A 16,335-nucleotide genomic window follows, 5' to 3' on the forward strand; every position below is an offset into this window, starting at 1 on the left:
TTGTCTTTTCTGCGATCGAAGCTGCGCTGCAAACTGCGGCAAAACGGCAATATGGCGAAGATGCCGACATCACGATCACGCTGAATCGCGAGAACGGACGGATTACCGCTCGCCACGATGGGGAAGAACTAGGCGAAGATCAGATTGGCCGTATCGGCGCCCAAACCGCCAAGCAAGTGATCATCCAGAAAGTCAAAGAAGCTGAACGTGACTCGTTGATGGCCGAGTACCGCGAGCAAGTCGGTCAAATCGTGGCTGGCATCATCGGCCGTGCCGATGGCGGCGTGGCAACGGTCAATCTCGGCAACGTCGAGGCTATTCTGCCACGCAGTGAACAGATTCCAGGTGAATCATTGCATGCGGGCGAACGGGTTCGCGCAGTGGTTTTCGAAGTCAAGGCCGCGGGCAACCGCGTTCGCGTGGTGCTCAGTCGTACGCGACCACAATTGGTGCAGCGATTGTTTGAACAAGAGATTCCGGAAATCTCCGAAGAAGTGATTTCGATCAAATCGATCAGCCGCGAGCCAGGCTATCGCAGCAAGGTGGCCGTCAGCAGTGTCGATTCCCAAGTCGACCCCATCGCTGTGTGTGTTGGGTTCCGTGGAAGCCGAATCAAAGCGGTTCGCGAAGAGTTGGCGGGCGAGCACATTGACGTCGTTCGCTACAGCGAAGACCCCGAGGTTTTGATTCCCAACTCATTGCAACCAGCGACCGTCGAGCAAGTTTTGCTCTGCGATATGATCGGTCGAGCGATTGTGTTGGTCCAAGAAGATCAATTGTCGTTGGCGATCGGTCGCCGCGGTCAAAACGTTCGTCTGGCCAGTAAATTGTGTGGCTGGGACATCGAGATCATGACCGGTGCCGAGCTGGAAGAGCAGATCGAGCGGGCCGTTGCTGGTTTCAGCCAAATCGATGGCGTTACCGAAGAGATCGCTCAGTCGCTTGTCGAGCAAGGTTACTTGTCGTACGACGACTTGTCGGTGATCGAGCCCGACCTGTTCATGGAAATGAGTGGTTTGACAGCGGAGCAGGTTGACTATATTGTCGAAACAGCGGAAGCACGTGCCGAAGAGGCCGAGCAGGCTGCGACCGAAGAGCGTCGTGCTCGTAAGGAAAAAGATCGCTTGATGCGTGAAGCCGAAGCGGCTGGGATCGCCGAGCCCGAAGCGGCTGCGGCCCCTCCAGCGGCAGCAACGGAAGCGGCTCCATCCGAAGCAGCAGCAACCGAAGAAGCACCGGCGGAAGGCGAAAGTGCTGAAGCCGAAAGCGGCGAAGCGGTAGCAGCGGAAGCTGAATCTGCCGAATCCGAAGCCGCAAATTCGGAAACTGCGGAAACCGAAGCTGCTGATTCAGAGTCCTCTGCGACCAAGTCGAGTTAGCGGTATCGTCGCGAGAGTCAACGTGGCTTTCGCGATCGCACGGCCCTCCCCCCCAGGGAGAGCAAGGTGTTCGCAAGGTGTTCGCAGGGTTTTCTGCGGAGCCCTTGATCGCTGACGGAGACGCGCTCATCGGAGACTCGCTCACCGGACGCGACAGTGTGTCAACAGCGGCGGAGACGAGGTGGGCTTGTGTTTTGCTGGCAAAGTTGTCATTGTTTGCCCCTCGTAGCGGCTTTCAATGTGGCTGGCAGTCCTAAAATTTTTCGGATTGCGGCAGATTCTGGCAAAGTGCCACTCTGCGACAGACACATTTTTCGCTATTCTTAACCCCAGACAGGGCCTCTCGCAGGTCCAAAAGCATCACTTGAAACAATCCCCGACATCATTTTCCCCGTGTTTTATTCACTCCGTGGGATCCGATGATGGCGATGGAGGAAATCATTTATGTAACTTCAACCACATTGAACGAATCGGTATGCCATCAATCCAGGTGTGATCCGCCAAACTTTATTTGATCACCTACAGTCGAGTTAAACGCACTTTAAAGAACGCGTTTGAGCCGACGGCGTGTTAGTGAAACACGTAAAGCGTCGCATGGGTTCTGCGGAATTCAGCAACGTATACTTTCCGTCGTGTTGATAAGGAAAGCGTAGTTGGTCTTACCGATTCCCAAACGAAACTGACAGGATTTCTACCCCGTGCCCGCACGCATTTACGCGCTCGCCAAAGAACTGAACTTAGACAGCAAAGATCTCGTCGATATCGTCAAGAAAGTCGGTATTACCGGCAAAGGCTCGGCGCTTGCCAGTCTGACCGACGAAGAAACACAGAAGGTTCGCGATCATCTCGCCGGATCTGCCAAACCTGCTGCTCCCAAAACACCCGTGGTTGCCAAGGCAACGACATCTTCAACGGCCCCCGTTGCGGCGGTTCGTGACTCGGTAGTTCCCGAGAAACGCAAACCGGTTGCGATTCAAATCGGCCGACCGAACAAGCCAAAGCCAGCGAGCGTGGGGGGATCCAAACCTGCAGCTCCGGCACCGATTCGTTCGCCATTGTTTGACGATTCGCCGTCCAGCAAGAAAGCGGCAGCGGAAACGCCGGCGAAGGCCCCCGCCGCAGAGACGCCTCCTCCGGCGCCAGCGGCTCCCAAACCGGCCGCAGGTAAACCGGCTTCGGATTCGGGGAAAAAATCCAAGGATGCACCACAGCGAAAAGGTGGTGTCGGTGGGTTGGCCGCGCGTGTCGCAGACAAGGTCGGCTTTAGCAAACGCACGATTCCGACCGGAGCGATCGATCGCAGTGCGCCCGTCGCGGCAGTACGCCCTGATTCGGCAGCACCCAGTGGCGGTGGTATCCGTTCGCTCGATCGTCCTGCCTCGAGCGGCAGTGGTGACAAGAAGGGTTCCAAGCCCAAACGTCGCGAGCCTCGCATTAACGTCAAAATGGCGGCACTAGGCGATGCACCGGAAAAAGTGGTCCCCAAATCCGCTCCGGGCGAACCGAAGGCACAGAAGCCGGATATCAAACTCAGCAAAGATGTGATTGCTGGTCACAAGCAAGGTATGAAGGCACCGCTTGAGCAAATCGCTCAGGACGACGCCGACAGCAAGCGTGGCGGCACTCGTAAAATCGGCAGTGGCGGTTTGAGTGGCTTCACGGGCGAAAAAGGTCACAAGGGTGGCAAATCGATCGAGGAAGAGGACAAGCCACGCAAGAAGGGGCTGTCCGGGATGGCCAGCGCCCGCGCCGAACGATCGCGTGGCGGTGGCGGCGGACGTCGTCACAGGAACGAATCGTTTGATCGAAATACGGGACGCGAGTCACCGTATCGTCGCCGCACGCTGAAGCGAAAAGGCACCAATACGGCGGCCCCGCGTAAAGACAAGATCCAATTGGAATTGCCCTGCACCGTGCGTAGCTTCTCGGAAGCCGCCGGAGTTCCGGTCGCTCAAGTGTTGCGAACGTTGATGGGCATGCAGATCATGGTCAATATCAACGCCCAGCTTGATTTTGAAACCGCGGAACTGGTTGCTGCGGAGATGGATCTTGATATCGAATTGAAGGCTTCGGAGACGCTCGAAGAAGAGCTGATCACCGAGCTCGAAGAAAAAGAAGACTCCGAAGAGTCGCTCGTTCCTCGTGCTCCGATCGTGACTTTCTTGGGCCACGTCGACCACGGCAAGACAAGTTTGCTCGATTACTTGATCGGCATCAATGTCGTCAGCGGCGAAGCGGGTGGGATCACCCAGCACATTCGTGCTTATGAAATTGACAAAGACGGACGTAAAGTCACCTTTGTTGATACGCCGGGTCACGAAGCGTTTACCGAAATGCGTGCTCGTGGTGCCAACGTTACCGATATTGCGGTACTGGTCATCGCGGCCGACGACGGCATCATGCCACAAACCGCCGAAGCGATCAGTCACGCGAAAGCCGCGGGCGTTCCCATCGTGGTGGCGCTGAACAAGGTTGACCTCGAAGGGGTCGATCCAAACCGCGTGTTGACGCAATTGACGGAACATCAATTGACGCCAAGTGAATGGGGCGGCGACGTCGAAGTGATCCGAACCAGTGCCATCAAGGGCACGGGGATGGATGAACTGTTAGAGACATTGTTGACCATCGCGGAGATGAACGAGTACAAGGCGAATCCCGACCGCAAGGCGTTGGGGGTTTGTATCGAGTCCGAACAACAGGGCGACCGCGGTGTGGTTGCCAAGCTTGTTGTGCAAAACGGAACGCTCCGAGTCGGCGATGTGCTGGTTTGTGGTCCATCGCACGGACGAGTGCGTTCGATGAAGGACACGTTAACCGGCAAAAACATCAAGGAAGCGGGCCCAAGTACTCCGATCAATATCACCGGATTGGACCAAGCTCCGGGGGCCGGCGATCGTTTCCACGTGCTCAAAGACATCGCTCAAGCGAGAGAAATTGCCGAGAATCGCGAGTCGAATTCGAGTCGCGAGAACCTGTCGGGCAGTACCACCAAGGTGTCGTTCGATACGTTCCAAGAGATGTTGGCGGGCGGAAAGATCGGTGTCGAAGATCGTGTCAAGCTGAACTTGATCATTCGCGCCGATGTCAAAGGCTCGCTCGAAGCGATCGAAAAGGAACTCAGCAAGTTCGATCATCCCGAAGTCGAGTTGCGTGTGTTGCAGAAGAGCGTCGGCGGTGTATCGCTGGCCGATATCACTCTGGCCTCGGCATCCGAGGCGGTCGTGTTGGCGTTCAATGTAATTCCGGATGATCAAGCCCGATCGTTGGCCGAAGAGCGCGGGATTGAAATTCGACGTTACCAGGTCATCTACAAGTTGGCGGACGACATCAAGGCGATGATCGAAGGTCGCTTGAAACCCGAAGAACGGATCGTCGAACTGGGACGTGCCCTGGTCAAACAGGTCTTCCAGATCAGCCGAGTCGGAACGATCGCGGGCTGCTATGTCGCACAAGGAGTCATCCAACGGGGTTGCCGCATTCGTGTCAATCGCGACGGTCGTACCATCGGCGATTACCCGCTCGATACGGTCAAGCGAATCAAGGAAGATGTCAAAGAAGTTCCGCGTGGAATGGAATGTGGTATCCGCCTGAGTGGATTCAACGACATCAAGCAAGACGACGTGTTGGAGGCCTATCGCATCGAAGAGGTCGCTCGAAAATTGGATTAAACCGCTTGCGGTTCCAACGCCCGACTCGCTGGTGTTGATTGACCCAGCGAGTCCGCTTCATCGGCTTGTCTGTCGCTGGTTGGATCATGTGCGGTTCGAATCCAGTGCGGTGGATGTTAAGTCCACTGTGGAAATCGTGGAAATCGATCGCAGCGTACGAAACCTCTGCAGCAGCGAAGACCTAGCCGGTCACCGTGGTGCTTTCTGGCACCGCGGAGGTTGGATCGACCGTGTGCTGTACGTGGCGGTTTAACGAAGGTGCTGCCGAGCCGGAGCGTTGGATCGACTGCGACACGTTGATCGCTACGTTCTTTTATCTCCATCGAAGCGTCCTTCGCTGCGTTATCCCCGTCTTTTTTCTACCTTCTATCTCACCCCTCGTTCCTAATGTCCCGTCGTTTATTAAAAGCTGCTGAAGCGATCCGCGAAGTCGTCGCCTCGACGATTTTGACCGAAGTTCGTGACCCACGCGTCAAAGATGTCACCGTGATCGGAGTCGAAGTGTCGCCCGATATGCGCGAAGCAAAGGTGTCCGTCAGCGTGATGGGGTCGGAGAGCCAGCAACAGCTTGCGATTCGCGGGCTGCAAAATTGTGCGGGGTTCTTACAGGCCAAGATCGCCAACCGTATCGACGCCCGCTACACGCCGAAATTGACATTCAAGCTAGACAAGGGACTGCAAAACGCCCTGGTCGTGAGTGAATTGTTAAATAAGATAAAACAAGAAAAAACGGGGGCTGAGTCTCCCGAAGCCCTTCCGTCGGATCAGGATGACGAGCCAAACGAAGGCGTCCAGTCGTCAGAGCAGGCCGAAGCCTCGGACGACGACTCGAATCCGTCTCAGGACGGAACACAGGCTTAATCACGATGCTGGACTCGTCTTCCTCAGGCGTGTCCTTGCTCCCCGGCATCGGGAATGTTGGCCAAGGATGGTCGCTGACGAATGCCCTATAAATTGACAACACCCAATACCTCTTCATTGCCGCAAGATGTCCGCAAGTAACCGCGCTGCCCTGATTACCAAACTGTATGCTGCGTTAAAGAAGCATTACAAGCCAACGCCGCCACAGCCCGCTCGACCATTGCTCGAGCACATTTTGTACGCGTCGCTATTGCAAGACGCTTCTGCTGAGCTTGCGGATGAAGGCATGGCTAAGTGCGAGCAAGACTTCTTTGATTGGAATGAAGTTCGGGTCACCACGGTCAGCGAGCTGAGCCAAGTGCTTTCGCGGTTGCCCGATCCAACCAAAGCGGCAACGCGGCTGAAGACGAATCTGCAATCGGTGTTCGAAGAGTTCTATACCTTCGATTTGGACCATCTCAAGAAAGAGAACTTGGGCAAGGCGGTTGCGAAGTTCGAAAAGATGCCCGGCATGACGCCGTTCGTGCTTAGTTACACCATTCAACACGGGCTTGGCGGTCATTCGATTCCGGTTGACTATTCCGCGATGGTGATCCTGATGGTGACCGACATCGCCTCGCAAACCGAAGCGGCCGCGGGCAAGGTTCCCGGGCTCGAGCGAGCAATTCCGAAGAGCAAGGGAATCGAATTTTCCGATCTGTTGCACCAGGCTGCGGTCGCATTGAACAATAACGCCAAAGACAAAAAGTCGCGTGCGTTAGTGGATGATGTTGCCAAAGGATCGAGCAAGCGTTTGGACGAATGGCACAGCAAACAAAAGGCAGCGAAGCAACGCGTAGCCGATCGCAAGGCCAAAGCAGCCGAAGACGAAGAGCTTGAACAAGCGACCGAGGATGTGAAGCCGGCCAGTAAGAAATCAGCCGAGTCCGCTACGAAAGCGAAGAAAGCCGACAGCAAATCCGCTGCGGAGGAAGAAGCAACGTCGACGAAGTCCAAAAAGTCCGCAGCCAAGAAGGCGGCGCCGACGAAGGCTGCTGAGATCGCGGCCGAACGTACCGAGTCAAAGAAGAAGGCTGCCGGCAAGGATTCTAAGAAAAAGTCGGCCAAGGCGAGTGCGTCCAAAGGCGATGCTGCCAAGCCAGCGACAAAAAAATCGGCTAGCCGCAAACTTTCCAAGCGAAAGCCGCGATAGTGTCGATCGCCGCGGTTTGACCTCCATCTTTATTCACATCCCATCACTCCAACTATCCTTTTCTGAGCAATCATGGCTGGGCACTCAAAATGGGCGAACATTCAACATCGCAAAGGCCGTGTGGACGCCCAACGCGGCAAGATGTGGAGCAAGCTGAGTAAAGCCATCATCGTGGCGGCAAAGATGGGCGGGGGCGACCCCGACGCGAACATTCGATTGCGAAAAGCCATCGACGACGCCAAAGCGGTCAGCATGCCGAAGGACAATATCCAACGGGCGATCAAGCGAGGTACCGGCGAACTCGAAGGCAGTGACGTCGAAGAACTGCTATACGAAGGCTACGGTCCCGGCGGTGTCGCGGTGATGTGCGAGGTGATGACCGACAACCGGAATCGCACCACGCCAGAACTACGGAGCATGTTTGGCAAATTTGGTGGCAACCTTGGGAATACCGGTTGCGTCTCGTATTTGTTTGACCGCAAAGGATTGTTTGTTTTTGATCCCGAAACCGCCGACGAAGAGAAGCTGACTGAGATCGCACTGGAAAATGGTGGCGAGGATGTCGAGCCGCTTGACGATGGCAAGATCCAAGTTACTTGTGATCCGGATGTCCATCAAACTCTCTCCGACGCATTCGCTGCTGCAGAGCTTGTTCCGGAAATTTCGTCGATCAGCCAGATTGCTCAAACGATGGTCGACGTCGAGGGTTCGATGGCTAAATCGGTGCTGCGTTTGCTTGAGGCGCTTGATGATCACGACGACGTGCAAAACGTCAGCACCAACTTGAACATCACCGACGAGATGTTCGAAGACTAGGCCTTCCGTCGCGGAAGCCGCTAACGGTATTCGGTCAATGTTGCGGTTCTGCCCCGCAATTTTGCGTCTTCGTCGTTCTCGAATTGTCAAACCACCGAAACCTGCTAGAATGCAGGTTGCTTCACGGATCATCGTTTCCGATGGTCCACACCCGGATTCGGGGGCGATCTGGATTCGACCGGACGTTTTGAAGCGATGGTTGCATGTCGTGGTTGATCAGTTGGCCACGTAAAAAGCTGATCAAAATTTTTAGTTGCAGACGAAAGTTTCGCACTGGCCGCCTAAGAACAGGCAGCCCGGGCTGATGGGGGCCGCCAGAGTCGCCTGAATGCCCGTCACAATTCTGGATCGCTTGCCGTCCTACTCGAGACGCGGTGAGTTAAAAAAGATTCGAGTTAGCAAAGCTTGGAGCCTGTCAGGCAGCGCCAAGGTGAGCGAAAAGTTTCCTTCGAGGAGACACAAATAGTTTGACTAAACATGTAGACGCTGTCGTGGATGCATCGCGGGACGCGGGTTCAATTCCCGCCGCCTCCACTAAAGCCGAGTTGTGAGAAATCGCAACTCGGCTTTTTTGTTGGATGCTCGGCTGCAAACACGTTCGGCAAACAAGCATCGAGAAAGACGCCCTGAAAAATAGGGTGCCAGGGCCGCCGGTGGTCCACCCGATAGCGTCTGACTCAACACACCCATTGATGCCACAAATTGGTAGTGCGCTAGGAAATCATCAGCATGCAACTTCGAATCACGCTCGTCCTCGCTTTCTTGATGTCTTCGCTCTGCACGTCATTCGCTGATGATTCTGCGATGCCGCTGCCAATTCGTGATAATCAGGGCCGCCAAATTGTTGCGGGAGGCTTCGTCACGATTACCGAAGACCTGAAAGGGACGGTTCGCTACAGTGCAGACGATTATCGCCGGATGGTCCAGATGGGAGCCAACTTTCAAGTCATCCGGACGGCGCTTGGGCGACTGGGGGGCTGGCCGGGCCAGGAGGAAGATCCCAACTATTTGCAGCAGCTTGACGAGATGGTACGTATGGCTCGCGACGCAGGGCTGCAGACAATCTTTAAGTTGGTCGTCTACGACATCAGACCGTTTGGGCATCCGCAGTGGGACGCGATCTACCAAAACACCAATGGCGCCCAAGACAAACTGCTGAACGCGTGGAGCAAACTTTGGATTCGCTACAAAGACGACCCATCGGTTTTCGGCTACGACATTCTGAACGAGCCGCAACGCGGGTTGGATTCCAATTTGCAACGTTGCTTTCAAGAGCAATTGCTGCCAACACAGCGGCGATTGGTCGACGCGATGCAGGCGATCAGCCCCGACAAGTGGGCGTTGTACCAACCGTTGTATCGCGAGACGGGAGCTGGCACAGGCCCCTTCCTGCCGATGACCGTGCCCTTCGGACGCAATCGCGTTATCTACGCACCTCATCTGTATCAAATGAACTTGGATCGGATGCGCAAGACACTGCGGCGATATGAACGTGAGGCAGCGATTTCCGACGCACCGTTGCTGCTCGGCGAATGGGGGCCGGCGACGGACATCGCAGCCGATTCGGACGTCGTGATGCAAGAGCGATACACGAACGTGTACCGGGCAACCGCCACCGAATTGGACCAGCATGGGATCGGGGCGATCAAAGCATGGTTCTGCGGGTCTCGAGTCGAACTCAGGTCCAAGACGCGGCGCGAACCATTCACATGGGCGATCTTCTCGGACAAGTCTGCGGTTGGAAATGTCGAGCGAAACTATATCACCGATGTACTCGCTCGCCCCCGTCCATTGGCAATCGCAGGCGATCTGAAAGACTGCCAATTTGATTTTGACTCGCGGGTGCTCGAGGTGAAACTTAAACCAGACGAAGCGTCGGGTAGTAGCGAGATCTTCGTTCCCCGGGACCGTTTCTATGCCAATGGATTCCGCGTTGAAATCGGTTCAGAGGTGGTGTTGGAAGTGAAGCCAGACGAATCGCAACTCTCAACGTCATCCGTCAACAATACGCCAATCGATACGGATGCGCCAACTGATATGGATGTGAAACGCCGTGAACAAGCACGTCATTTGCATTGGGACGCCGATTTACAGCGTCTGGTGATCAAGAAATGGGTATTGGATGTGCCGGTGGTGACGTTACGGATTACGCCGCTTGCCTAGCAGGAGGATCGTTTTCCGAAATCACATTGCGGTCATTTTTGCCGTGTCATCAGGCGGCCTTGAATAGCACTCGATTGCGCGGCACGCGACCGACCATTTCGTGTCCGTAGGTGGAAAGCGTTGCATCGGCGACTTCAAACCCGTGGCGAAACAGCAAACTGAATTCGTGGTCGGTCAACCGTCGCAGCGTTGTTTCAAGCTGCGAGACACGTCGCACTTCACTTTCGGTCAGCGCAGGTTTGCCGCCAACGGGACTTCGCGAGTACACCTTCTTCGTCGCCAAACCAAGTCGCAGATAGGCACCGGTTCCAGGGTTTTGTCTAAAATACTCTATCAACATCCTCGCTCGTAGACTTCGCACTTGGTCGGTTGCGACATCCACCAATCGCATGGATGCTTTCAGGTATCCTGGCCGCCAACGTGATTGCCGCGTTTCGTTGGACAATGGGCGTGACGCGTCACAGACGATCAAGAAATCAGTGCCTTCACGTAATCCGTCGCCAGGCTTGAACAGCGATTCCACACCCAAATTGTCATATACCCCTCCGTCCCAAAGGTGCAGATGTTTGTACTTTGGTGCGATCGCGTGCCAATCGGCTTCGCGGAATTCGCTCCATTGGTGCTGTCGTGATCGGATCATCAGCGGACCGATCAGCCCGGGGACCGCAGCGGATGCTGCCAATGCATGTGACAATCGAAAATCGGGATCGGTAATATATTTGGTCTGGTAGTCGCCCATCAAATCACGCTGGAATCGCCAGTTCTTTCCGGTCTGATAGCAGGTCGCGTTGATGATCCAATTTGGTGTGATCGGCAGATCGGCCAGATCCCCCGTGATGCCCCATTCCCTCTCCAGTGCGTCGCCTAGAACCGAGGCTCGACCACAGGCGAGTCGCCAAGGTCGTAGCAACGATTTGAGCACGTAGGTCTGTTGGACGTTCCGTGATGTCAGTACCGCTAGGCATTTTGGTACAACGTCGTGCAAATATTCTTCGCTATCGGGCCAACGAAATCCGGCGGAGGCAAAAACAAGGCCGGCTGCCAGTGAGCCCCCCGATACGCTGGAGACAATCTTTACGTTGCTCAGTAGGTCTTGCCTGGCCAGTCGAGCGAGTACGCCAAGGTGAAACACCGTCGCGCGGACGCCACCTCCTGAGAATGCAAGTGCGATCTTCATCAATTCTATAGGGGATGGGGACTATAGGGGATGGGGACAGTGCACGGGGGAGATCGGAAGGGCGATTCGCTTGCGATATACCTGCGTTATTGGCGGGCCAGACAGTCTGCCGAGCATAGCAACGTGCGGTTGGCAAGATCCATACCAGTCACGACCCTGCGAGCAACCGAGGGGCAACTACCGAAGCCGACCGCCGAGAGGTTGTGGTGGCGACGCCCGGCTTGTTATGTAATAAGTCTACAGACCGCAGTGTCGGCGTCCGAACCGTTCTTCGTCGATGTGGTTTTGAGCAACGATCGACGCAGTCCAACGCGACTTTGTCAGTAAATCGCGGGGTACATAGCCTGCTTAAGAAAATCGTTAAATTTGGCTTAAGTCCCCTAACCGTCAAAGTCGATGATTCGACTAGGAGGCAAACGGCACCTGCGGTCAAACGCAGAACGGTGCTGAGTCGCCATCCCCAATGAAGTTAAATTTCACGTTACTCGCCAGTGTGCGTGAAACCGAGGTTGTCCACGAGAGGAAACGCTCCTTTCCAATCCACGTTCTGAGATGTAGCTGATGCCTGAATCGAGATTTCGCGTTGTTTCTGAGAATGGTTCTTCGATGGCGAGCCCCAAGAGCCGAAAGTTGACTGTTCATCACTCGGAAGAACGCAAAGAACGCGAATTAGACCGCATCAGCGGGGCTGCCGCCCCCAAGACGGTTGATGTTTCACTGAAGCAGATTGTACCGTTATTGATCGATGCCGAAAAATCGAACCGAACTTGGCTTGCTGACTTCGCAGACGACACAGTTCGTATCGACTCGGACCTTTACGATGTGTTATTGGCATATCAACAGTACCGTCAAAGCGAAGCCGCCTAGCTAGCACGCAAACGGCATCGCCGCTGAATCGGCCTTTTGATTGCATCAGCAGTGGTGTCGATTCGAGGACGGAACCGGGAAACATTCAACCGTGTTGTCGCAGGACGCGGGCGAACGTGACAGAAGAAAAGCCTGCGAATTACCTGCAACCGCTACCTCAAAACGCTAACTCGCCCCATCAAGGATGATTTTACTATGCGATCCATCGCTGTGATTAACCAAAAAGGTGGTGTTGGCAAAACGACCAGCTCCGTCAATCTTTCGTCCGCTCTTGCCGCACAAGGCCGTCGCGTTTGTCTGCTCGACCTTGATCCGCAAGCACACGCATCGCTGCACCTTGGCATAACCGCTGTTGACGGTGAAGCCAGTATGTACGAGGTGCTCTGTGGTGAAGCGACCATTGCGCAAGCACGTTGTTGGGTCAATGAGAACCTGTGCGTGATTCCGTCGAACTTGGATTTGGCCGCAGCCGAATTAGAACTCGCCAGCGAGGTGGGCCGCGAAATGATTCTTCGCGACAAGCTCGACGCTGACGACGAACCGTTTGACTATTTTATTCTCGATTGTCCTCCGAGTCTCGGCGTCTTGACCGTCAATGCGTTGGTCGCGGTGAACGAAGTCTTCTTGCCGCTGCAGCCGCACTTTTTGGCTTTGCACGGATTGAGCAAGCTGCTTCGCACGGTCGAAGTCGTTTCACGACGACTTAATAGCGATCTGCGGCTTTCGGGCGTGATGCTTTGCATGTACGACTCCAATACGCGGCTTGCTGCCGAAGTCAGCACCGATATTGACGAGTTCTTTGAAGCAAGCAAAGGCGCGAGAGAGTTTTACCGTCGTGCGAAGTTCTTTGAAACTCGCGTTCGACGCAATGTCCGCTTGGCCGAGGCCCCGAGTTTTGGCAAATCGATTTTCGAGTACTCACCCGAAAGCAACGGGGCGGCGGACTATCAAGCGCTCGCCGAAGAAGTGATCGCTCAAGAGAACGCGTTTGTGCAAATGCCAGAGCAGGCAGCCGCCTAAGACGTGTGAGTGCTGAAGCCGACACAGGTTCGTCGCTACTTTAGCAGGCGAACTTGTATCCGGGCGCTTGGCGAGCCAGTTTCAAACCCAATTGGTTTGCCGTTTGTGGCAGTAGACTCAACTGCAGCGGACCGCGGCCAATTCGGATTACTGTGCCGATGGGCTGCATGCCGACGTGAGCAAACGCGCGGCAGGAACGCTCGTTTGTCCAGTCCATCGTCGTCACCAACACCTCGGTTTCAGATAATCGGTTTTCGAGTATGTGTGAGATCATGCACCCGATCAATCGCTTGCCGCGGTGATCGGGATGCGTCCACGCGTTGAACAGGAATCCAGCACGCGGCGGCAGATCGACCGAGGTGCCCAAATGACGGGCACGTGAAAAGTTATCGCTAGCGTCCACCGACTCCGTCGCTATCCATAGATGCGAGACGACTTGGTTATCGCGTGTTGTCGCCACCACGAGCCGTCGCTGGTTCGAAATGCTTTGCGGGCTACCGGTCTTTTCAGCAGCCTTGCCGGTTTGGATCCATTCAGATAGTTCTTCCGCACTGGGCGAATGCATGCTGTAGCCGTCGGCCAATTCCGGTGCACGGAAATCAGCGGCCTTCATGTACAGCAACCGTGTTGCTTCGGCGATTTGAAGCCGACGAGCGAGCATGTAGGTGACGCGAAGAATGAAGAGGGGCAATTTCATTCGGGCATTCAGGTTGGCATTAAGAGCACAGAAGCAAAACCGGCGCGGAGTCCACCGTCCACTGAAACTTAGTTTTGATACCGTGGGACTGGATCATTGTGGGGAGGCAAAATGTGCGTTTGTCACGACCTAGCATGTTGCTATTAACGATATTGTGGGATTTACGGAGGCGTTCAATTGCAACGGTTCACGACGATGGGAATCTCGAACGGTGATCCGCGTGCCACGCGTCGCCGGAGCTCGTGCGGCGCATAGAAAAGCCTCCGGACTTTGAGAAAGACCGGAGGCTGGCGTGAACTTGCGTACTTAGCGGATGCGGAAAACCCGCGTTTACTTCTTTTCAACCACTTCGATGCTCTTGATGACAATCGGGGTAGTCGGAACATCTTCGAGTAAAACGCCAGGGTATTTGGGGTGAGGCTTCGCCTGTGTTGGCGTTTTGCTGATTCGGTCGACCACTTCCTTGCCTTCGACGACACGTCCAAAGACGGCGTAACCAAATCCATCGTGTGAGTTTTCGCGATTCAGCATGTCATTGTCGACTGTGTTTACAAAGAATTGGCTCGACGCGCTATGCGGAGCGTTGGTGCGTGCCATCGCGACGGTGTAGCGGTCATTTTTCAGGCCGTTTCCGCCTTCGTTTCGCACCATCCGCGGTGCATCCTTTTCCTTCATGTCTGCGGTAAAGCCACCACCTTGGATCATGAAGCCATCGATGACACGGTGAAAGATTGTGTTGGTGTAGTGGTCTTCCTTGACATACTTCAAGAAGTTGTCCACGGTTTTAGGGGCTTTTTCCGCATTCAGTTCGATGACAAACGCCCCTTCGCTCGTATCGACCTTCACGTAGACGGGAGAGGCCGCTTCTTGGCCGTGAACCGCCGTACAGGTGCCAAGGAGCAAAGCGGGTAACGCCATCATCAAAGCCAGTCGAGAAACCATTCGTTTCCAATCCTCATTCGCGTAAGTTAGGTCTGTATTGAAGTTACTGTGCTACGATTTAAGCGACCGGGGCGGTTCACGTAAAGTCCGGAGATGGCAAACGATCCGCTTCCGCCCACAAATGCTTGCATTTTCCAAATTGGGGCCACCCTACTTTCTTCAACTTGGGGCCACCCAAATTTTTCCAGCAGTCACCCAGAGAACGCGATAGAATCGGGGTAGATTTTGTTGCTACCCCCGAGGAGAACTGGCGATGTCCCGTTTAGCTCGCAGAAAGGTGATCGATCCGGCTGAAATACAGGTCCTACATACGGTCCAGCGTTGCGTACGCCGGGCATGCTTGTGTGGCGAGGATGCCTTTACGGGAAAGTCGTTCGAGCACCGGCGTGAGTGGATTCGCAGTCGCCTTGAGTTTCTTGCCTCCGTTCTAGGAATTGATTGTTTAACGTATACCGTTCTGAGCAATCATTTACACATTGTCCTGAGGAGTCGTCCGGACATTGTCAAAACATGGTCCGACGAGGAGGTTGCCCGGCGTTGGCTGCGTCTATTCCCCAAGCGAAAGAATCAGGATGGAACGCCAGCGGAGCCGAGCAAGGCTGAAATTGACATGATCGTCAATCAGCCTGACGTGTTGGCGGAGCGACGAAAGCGTCTGAGTGATGTCAGTTGGTGGATGCGATGCGTTTCGGAGAACATTGCTCGACGTTCTAACCGTGAAGATGACTGTACGGGGCATTTCTGGGAAGGACGTTTTAAATGCCAATTGTTATTGGATGAGGCGTCGTTGTTGGCATGTTCTGCCTATGTGGACCTTAATCCGGTGCGTGCCGCGATCGCAGAAACTCCAGAAGGAAGCGAGTTCACTGGCGCGAAGGATCGCATCGATGACTTGAGTTGTCGTGGAGATCGAACTCGCTCATCGACCCATGATTGGGAACGAAGTCGCTGCCGCAACAAGAGTGGTTGGATGAGTCCGATTGAAATCGATGAGCGTCGCGATGCGGTGGGACCCGATCCGGAACCGAGTGGACGGCGAGCGAGTCGCAAGGGGTTTTTGAGTATTTCGATGCTCGACTACTTACAGCTACTCGATTGGACCGGTCGTGAAATACGAGCTGGCAAAGCGGGGGCGATTCCAGCTCATCTAGCTCCGATTCTCAGTCGCATTGGCTTGGATCCACCCGCATGGTGCGATCTCGTCAAGCGTTTCGGACGCGTTTATCATCGTGCTGCTGGCACGGTAGAGCATTTGGCAGAAGAGGCCACTCGCCGTGGCAACAAGTGGATGTGTGCTCCGGGCAACCCGCTTGCAATCAGCTGATGCCGACCCCTCCTGCTTCGATTATTGAGGCGAGCGTTCGCTTGTGCTTACTGCTGCGCTGATGCCGCAGTTCGGAGCGAGTTAAAGCGGAACGGCGTTGTGGTTGCTTGCTTTTTTCGTCTATGAAATGCTCAGACTGCATGTCTGACGACTGGAAATGAAAAATTTTTAGGGTCAGCAGAATATTTGAATGACTCGGGTTAAACTCGTGGGTGGCCCCATAGGAGGC

Annotated in this window: 14 protein-coding genes and 1 other RNA gene; 11 read left to right on the top strand and 4 right to left on the bottom strand. The window is 54.9% G+C overall.

Translation table 11 applies throughout. The annotated features are described in order from the left end of the window. The 8 genes from nusA to RMSM_RS21750 all read left to right on the top strand — a co-directional run. A partial coding sequence (nusA, locus tag RMSM_RS21715; RefSeq protein ID WP_052031747.1) for a transcription termination factor NusA occupies window positions 1-1,379 on the top strand: 1,379 nt, incomplete at its 5' end. 698 nt (window positions 1,380-2,077) lie between these two features. Then, on the top strand, window positions 2,078-5,047 hold the full coding sequence (gene infB / locus RMSM_RS21720) for a translation initiation factor IF-2 (protein WP_008701344.1): 2,970 nt from the start codon (window positions 2,078-2,080) through the stop codon (window positions 5,045-5,047). A gap of 31 nt (window positions 5,048-5,078) precedes the next feature. Next, complete coding sequence (locus tag RMSM_RS21725; RefSeq protein ID WP_008701347.1) at window positions 5,079-5,300, top strand: hypothetical protein; 222 nt, start codon at window positions 5,079-5,081, stop codon at window positions 5,298-5,300. A gap of 134 nt (window positions 5,301-5,434) precedes the next feature. Continuing rightward, window positions 5,435-5,908 carry a 30S ribosome-binding factor RbfA gene (rbfA, locus tag RMSM_RS21730; RefSeq protein WP_008701349.1) on the top strand — a complete coding sequence of 158 codons (474 nt, stop codon included), beginning with the start codon at window positions 5,435-5,437 and terminating at the stop codon, window positions 5,906-5,908. A gap of 127 nt (window positions 5,909-6,035) precedes the next feature. Then, on the top strand, window positions 6,036-7,100 hold the full coding sequence (locus tag RMSM_RS21735) for a hypothetical protein (protein ID WP_008701352.1): 1,065 nt from the start codon (window positions 6,036-6,038) through the stop codon (window positions 7,098-7,100). Between the two features lie 72 nt (window positions 7,101-7,172). Continuing rightward, window positions 7,173-7,916, top strand: a complete 744-nt coding sequence (locus tag RMSM_RS21740) for a YebC/PmpR family DNA-binding transcriptional regulator (protein ID WP_008701354.1) — start codon at window positions 7,173-7,175, stop codon at window positions 7,914-7,916. Window positions 7,917-8,075: 159 nt separating this feature from the next. Beyond that, window positions 8,076-8,453, top strand: a transfer-messenger RNA (tmRNA) gene (gene ssrA, locus RMSM_RS37870). 192 nt (window positions 8,454-8,645) lie between these two features. Further along, window positions 8,646-10,079, top strand: coding sequence for a cellulase family glycosylhydrolase (locus RMSM_RS21750; RefSeq protein WP_008701362.1), 1,434 nt, complete (start codon window positions 8,646-8,648; stop codon window positions 10,077-10,079). Between the two features lie 49 nt (window positions 10,080-10,128). Here RMSM_RS21750 and RMSM_RS21755 read toward each other — a convergent pair whose 3' ends face one another. Beyond that, a complete protein-coding gene (locus RMSM_RS21755; protein ID WP_008701365.1) occupies window positions 10,129-11,256 on the bottom strand; it encodes a patatin-like phospholipase family protein in 1,128 nt (375 codons plus the stop codon). Window positions 11,257-11,886: 630 nt separating this feature from the next. Here RMSM_RS21755 and RMSM_RS21760 point away from each other — a divergent pair. Both RMSM_RS21760 and RMSM_RS21765 read left to right on the top strand, forming a co-directional pair. After that, window positions 11,887-12,123 (top strand): hypothetical protein, encoded by a 237-nt coding sequence (locus RMSM_RS21760; RefSeq protein ID WP_236622248.1) that lies wholly within the window; start codon window positions 11,887-11,889, stop codon window positions 12,121-12,123. Window positions 12,124-12,318: 195 nt separating this feature from the next. After that, a complete protein-coding gene (locus RMSM_RS21765) occupies window positions 12,319-13,143 on the top strand; it encodes a ParA family protein (protein WP_008701368.1) in 825 nt (274 codons plus the stop codon). Window positions 13,144-13,183: 40 nt separating this feature from the next. Here the strand turns inward: RMSM_RS21765 and RMSM_RS37210 are convergent, their stop codons facing one another. Both RMSM_RS37210 and RMSM_RS21775 read right to left on the bottom strand, forming a co-directional pair. Next, window positions 13,184-13,840 carry a GNAT family N-acetyltransferase gene (locus RMSM_RS37210; RefSeq protein ID WP_008701370.1) on the bottom strand — a complete coding sequence of 219 codons (657 nt, stop codon included), beginning with the start codon at window positions 13,838-13,840 and terminating at the stop codon, window positions 13,184-13,186. Window positions 13,841-14,170: 330 nt separating this feature from the next. Further along, the gene (locus RMSM_RS21775) at window positions 14,171-14,782 is read right to left on the bottom strand and encodes a peptidylprolyl isomerase (protein WP_008701373.1); all 612 of its coding nucleotides are present in this window, start codon (window positions 14,780-14,782) and stop codon (window positions 14,171-14,173) included. 253 nt (window positions 14,783-15,035) lie between these two features. On the opposite strand from RMSM_RS21775, the gene RMSM_RS21780 reads away from it, so the two are divergent. Further along, the gene (locus tag RMSM_RS21780; protein ID WP_040768809.1) at window positions 15,036-16,106 is read left to right on the top strand and encodes a hypothetical protein; all 1,071 of its coding nucleotides are present in this window, start codon (window positions 15,036-15,038) and stop codon (window positions 16,104-16,106) included. On the opposite strand, the gene RMSM_RS42905 is transcribed toward RMSM_RS21780, so the two are convergent. Continuing rightward, a partial coding sequence (locus tag RMSM_RS42905) for a hypothetical protein (RefSeq protein WP_236622249.1) occupies window positions 16,099-16,335 on the bottom strand: 237 nt, incomplete at its 5' end. The two genes, RMSM_RS21780 and RMSM_RS42905, sit on opposite strands and share 8 nt — an antisense overlap.

It is taken from the genome of Rhodopirellula maiorica SM1 (assembly GCF_000346295.1).
Classification (GTDB): Bacteria; Planctomycetota; Planctomycetia; order Pirellulales; family Pirellulaceae; genus Novipirellula; species Novipirellula maiorica.

Coding starts and splice junctions, on each gene's coding strand:
- RMSM_RS37210 (WP_008701370.1), bottom strand. CDS start 13,840: ATGAAATTGCCCCTCTTCATTCTTCGCGTCACCTACATGCTCGCTCGT.
- RMSM_RS21755 (WP_008701365.1), bottom strand. CDS start 11,256: ATGAAGATCGCACTTGCATTCTCAGGAGGTGGCGTCCGCGCGACGGTG.
- RMSM_RS21740 (WP_008701354.1), top strand. CDS start 7,173: ATGGCTGGGCACTCAAAATGGGCGAACATTCAACATCGCAAAGGCCGT.
- RMSM_RS21775 (WP_008701373.1), bottom strand. CDS start 14,782: ATGGTTTCTCGACTGGCTTTGATGATGGCGTTACCCGCTTTGCTCCTT.
- rbfA (WP_008701349.1), top strand. CDS start 5,435: ATGTCCCGTCGTTTATTAAAAGCTGCTGAAGCGATCCGCGAAGTCGTC.
- RMSM_RS21735 (WP_008701352.1), top strand. CDS start 6,036: ATGTCCGCAAGTAACCGCGCTGCCCTGATTACCAAACTGTATGCTGCG.
- RMSM_RS21750 (WP_008701362.1), top strand. CDS start 8,646: ATGCAACTTCGAATCACGCTCGTCCTCGCTTTCTTGATGTCTTCGCTC.
- RMSM_RS21780 (WP_040768809.1), top strand. CDS start 15,036: ATGTCCCGTTTAGCTCGCAGAAAGGTGATCGATCCGGCTGAAATACAG.
- RMSM_RS21765 (WP_008701368.1), top strand. CDS start 12,319: ATGCGATCCATCGCTGTGATTAACCAAAAAGGTGGTGTTGGCAAAACG.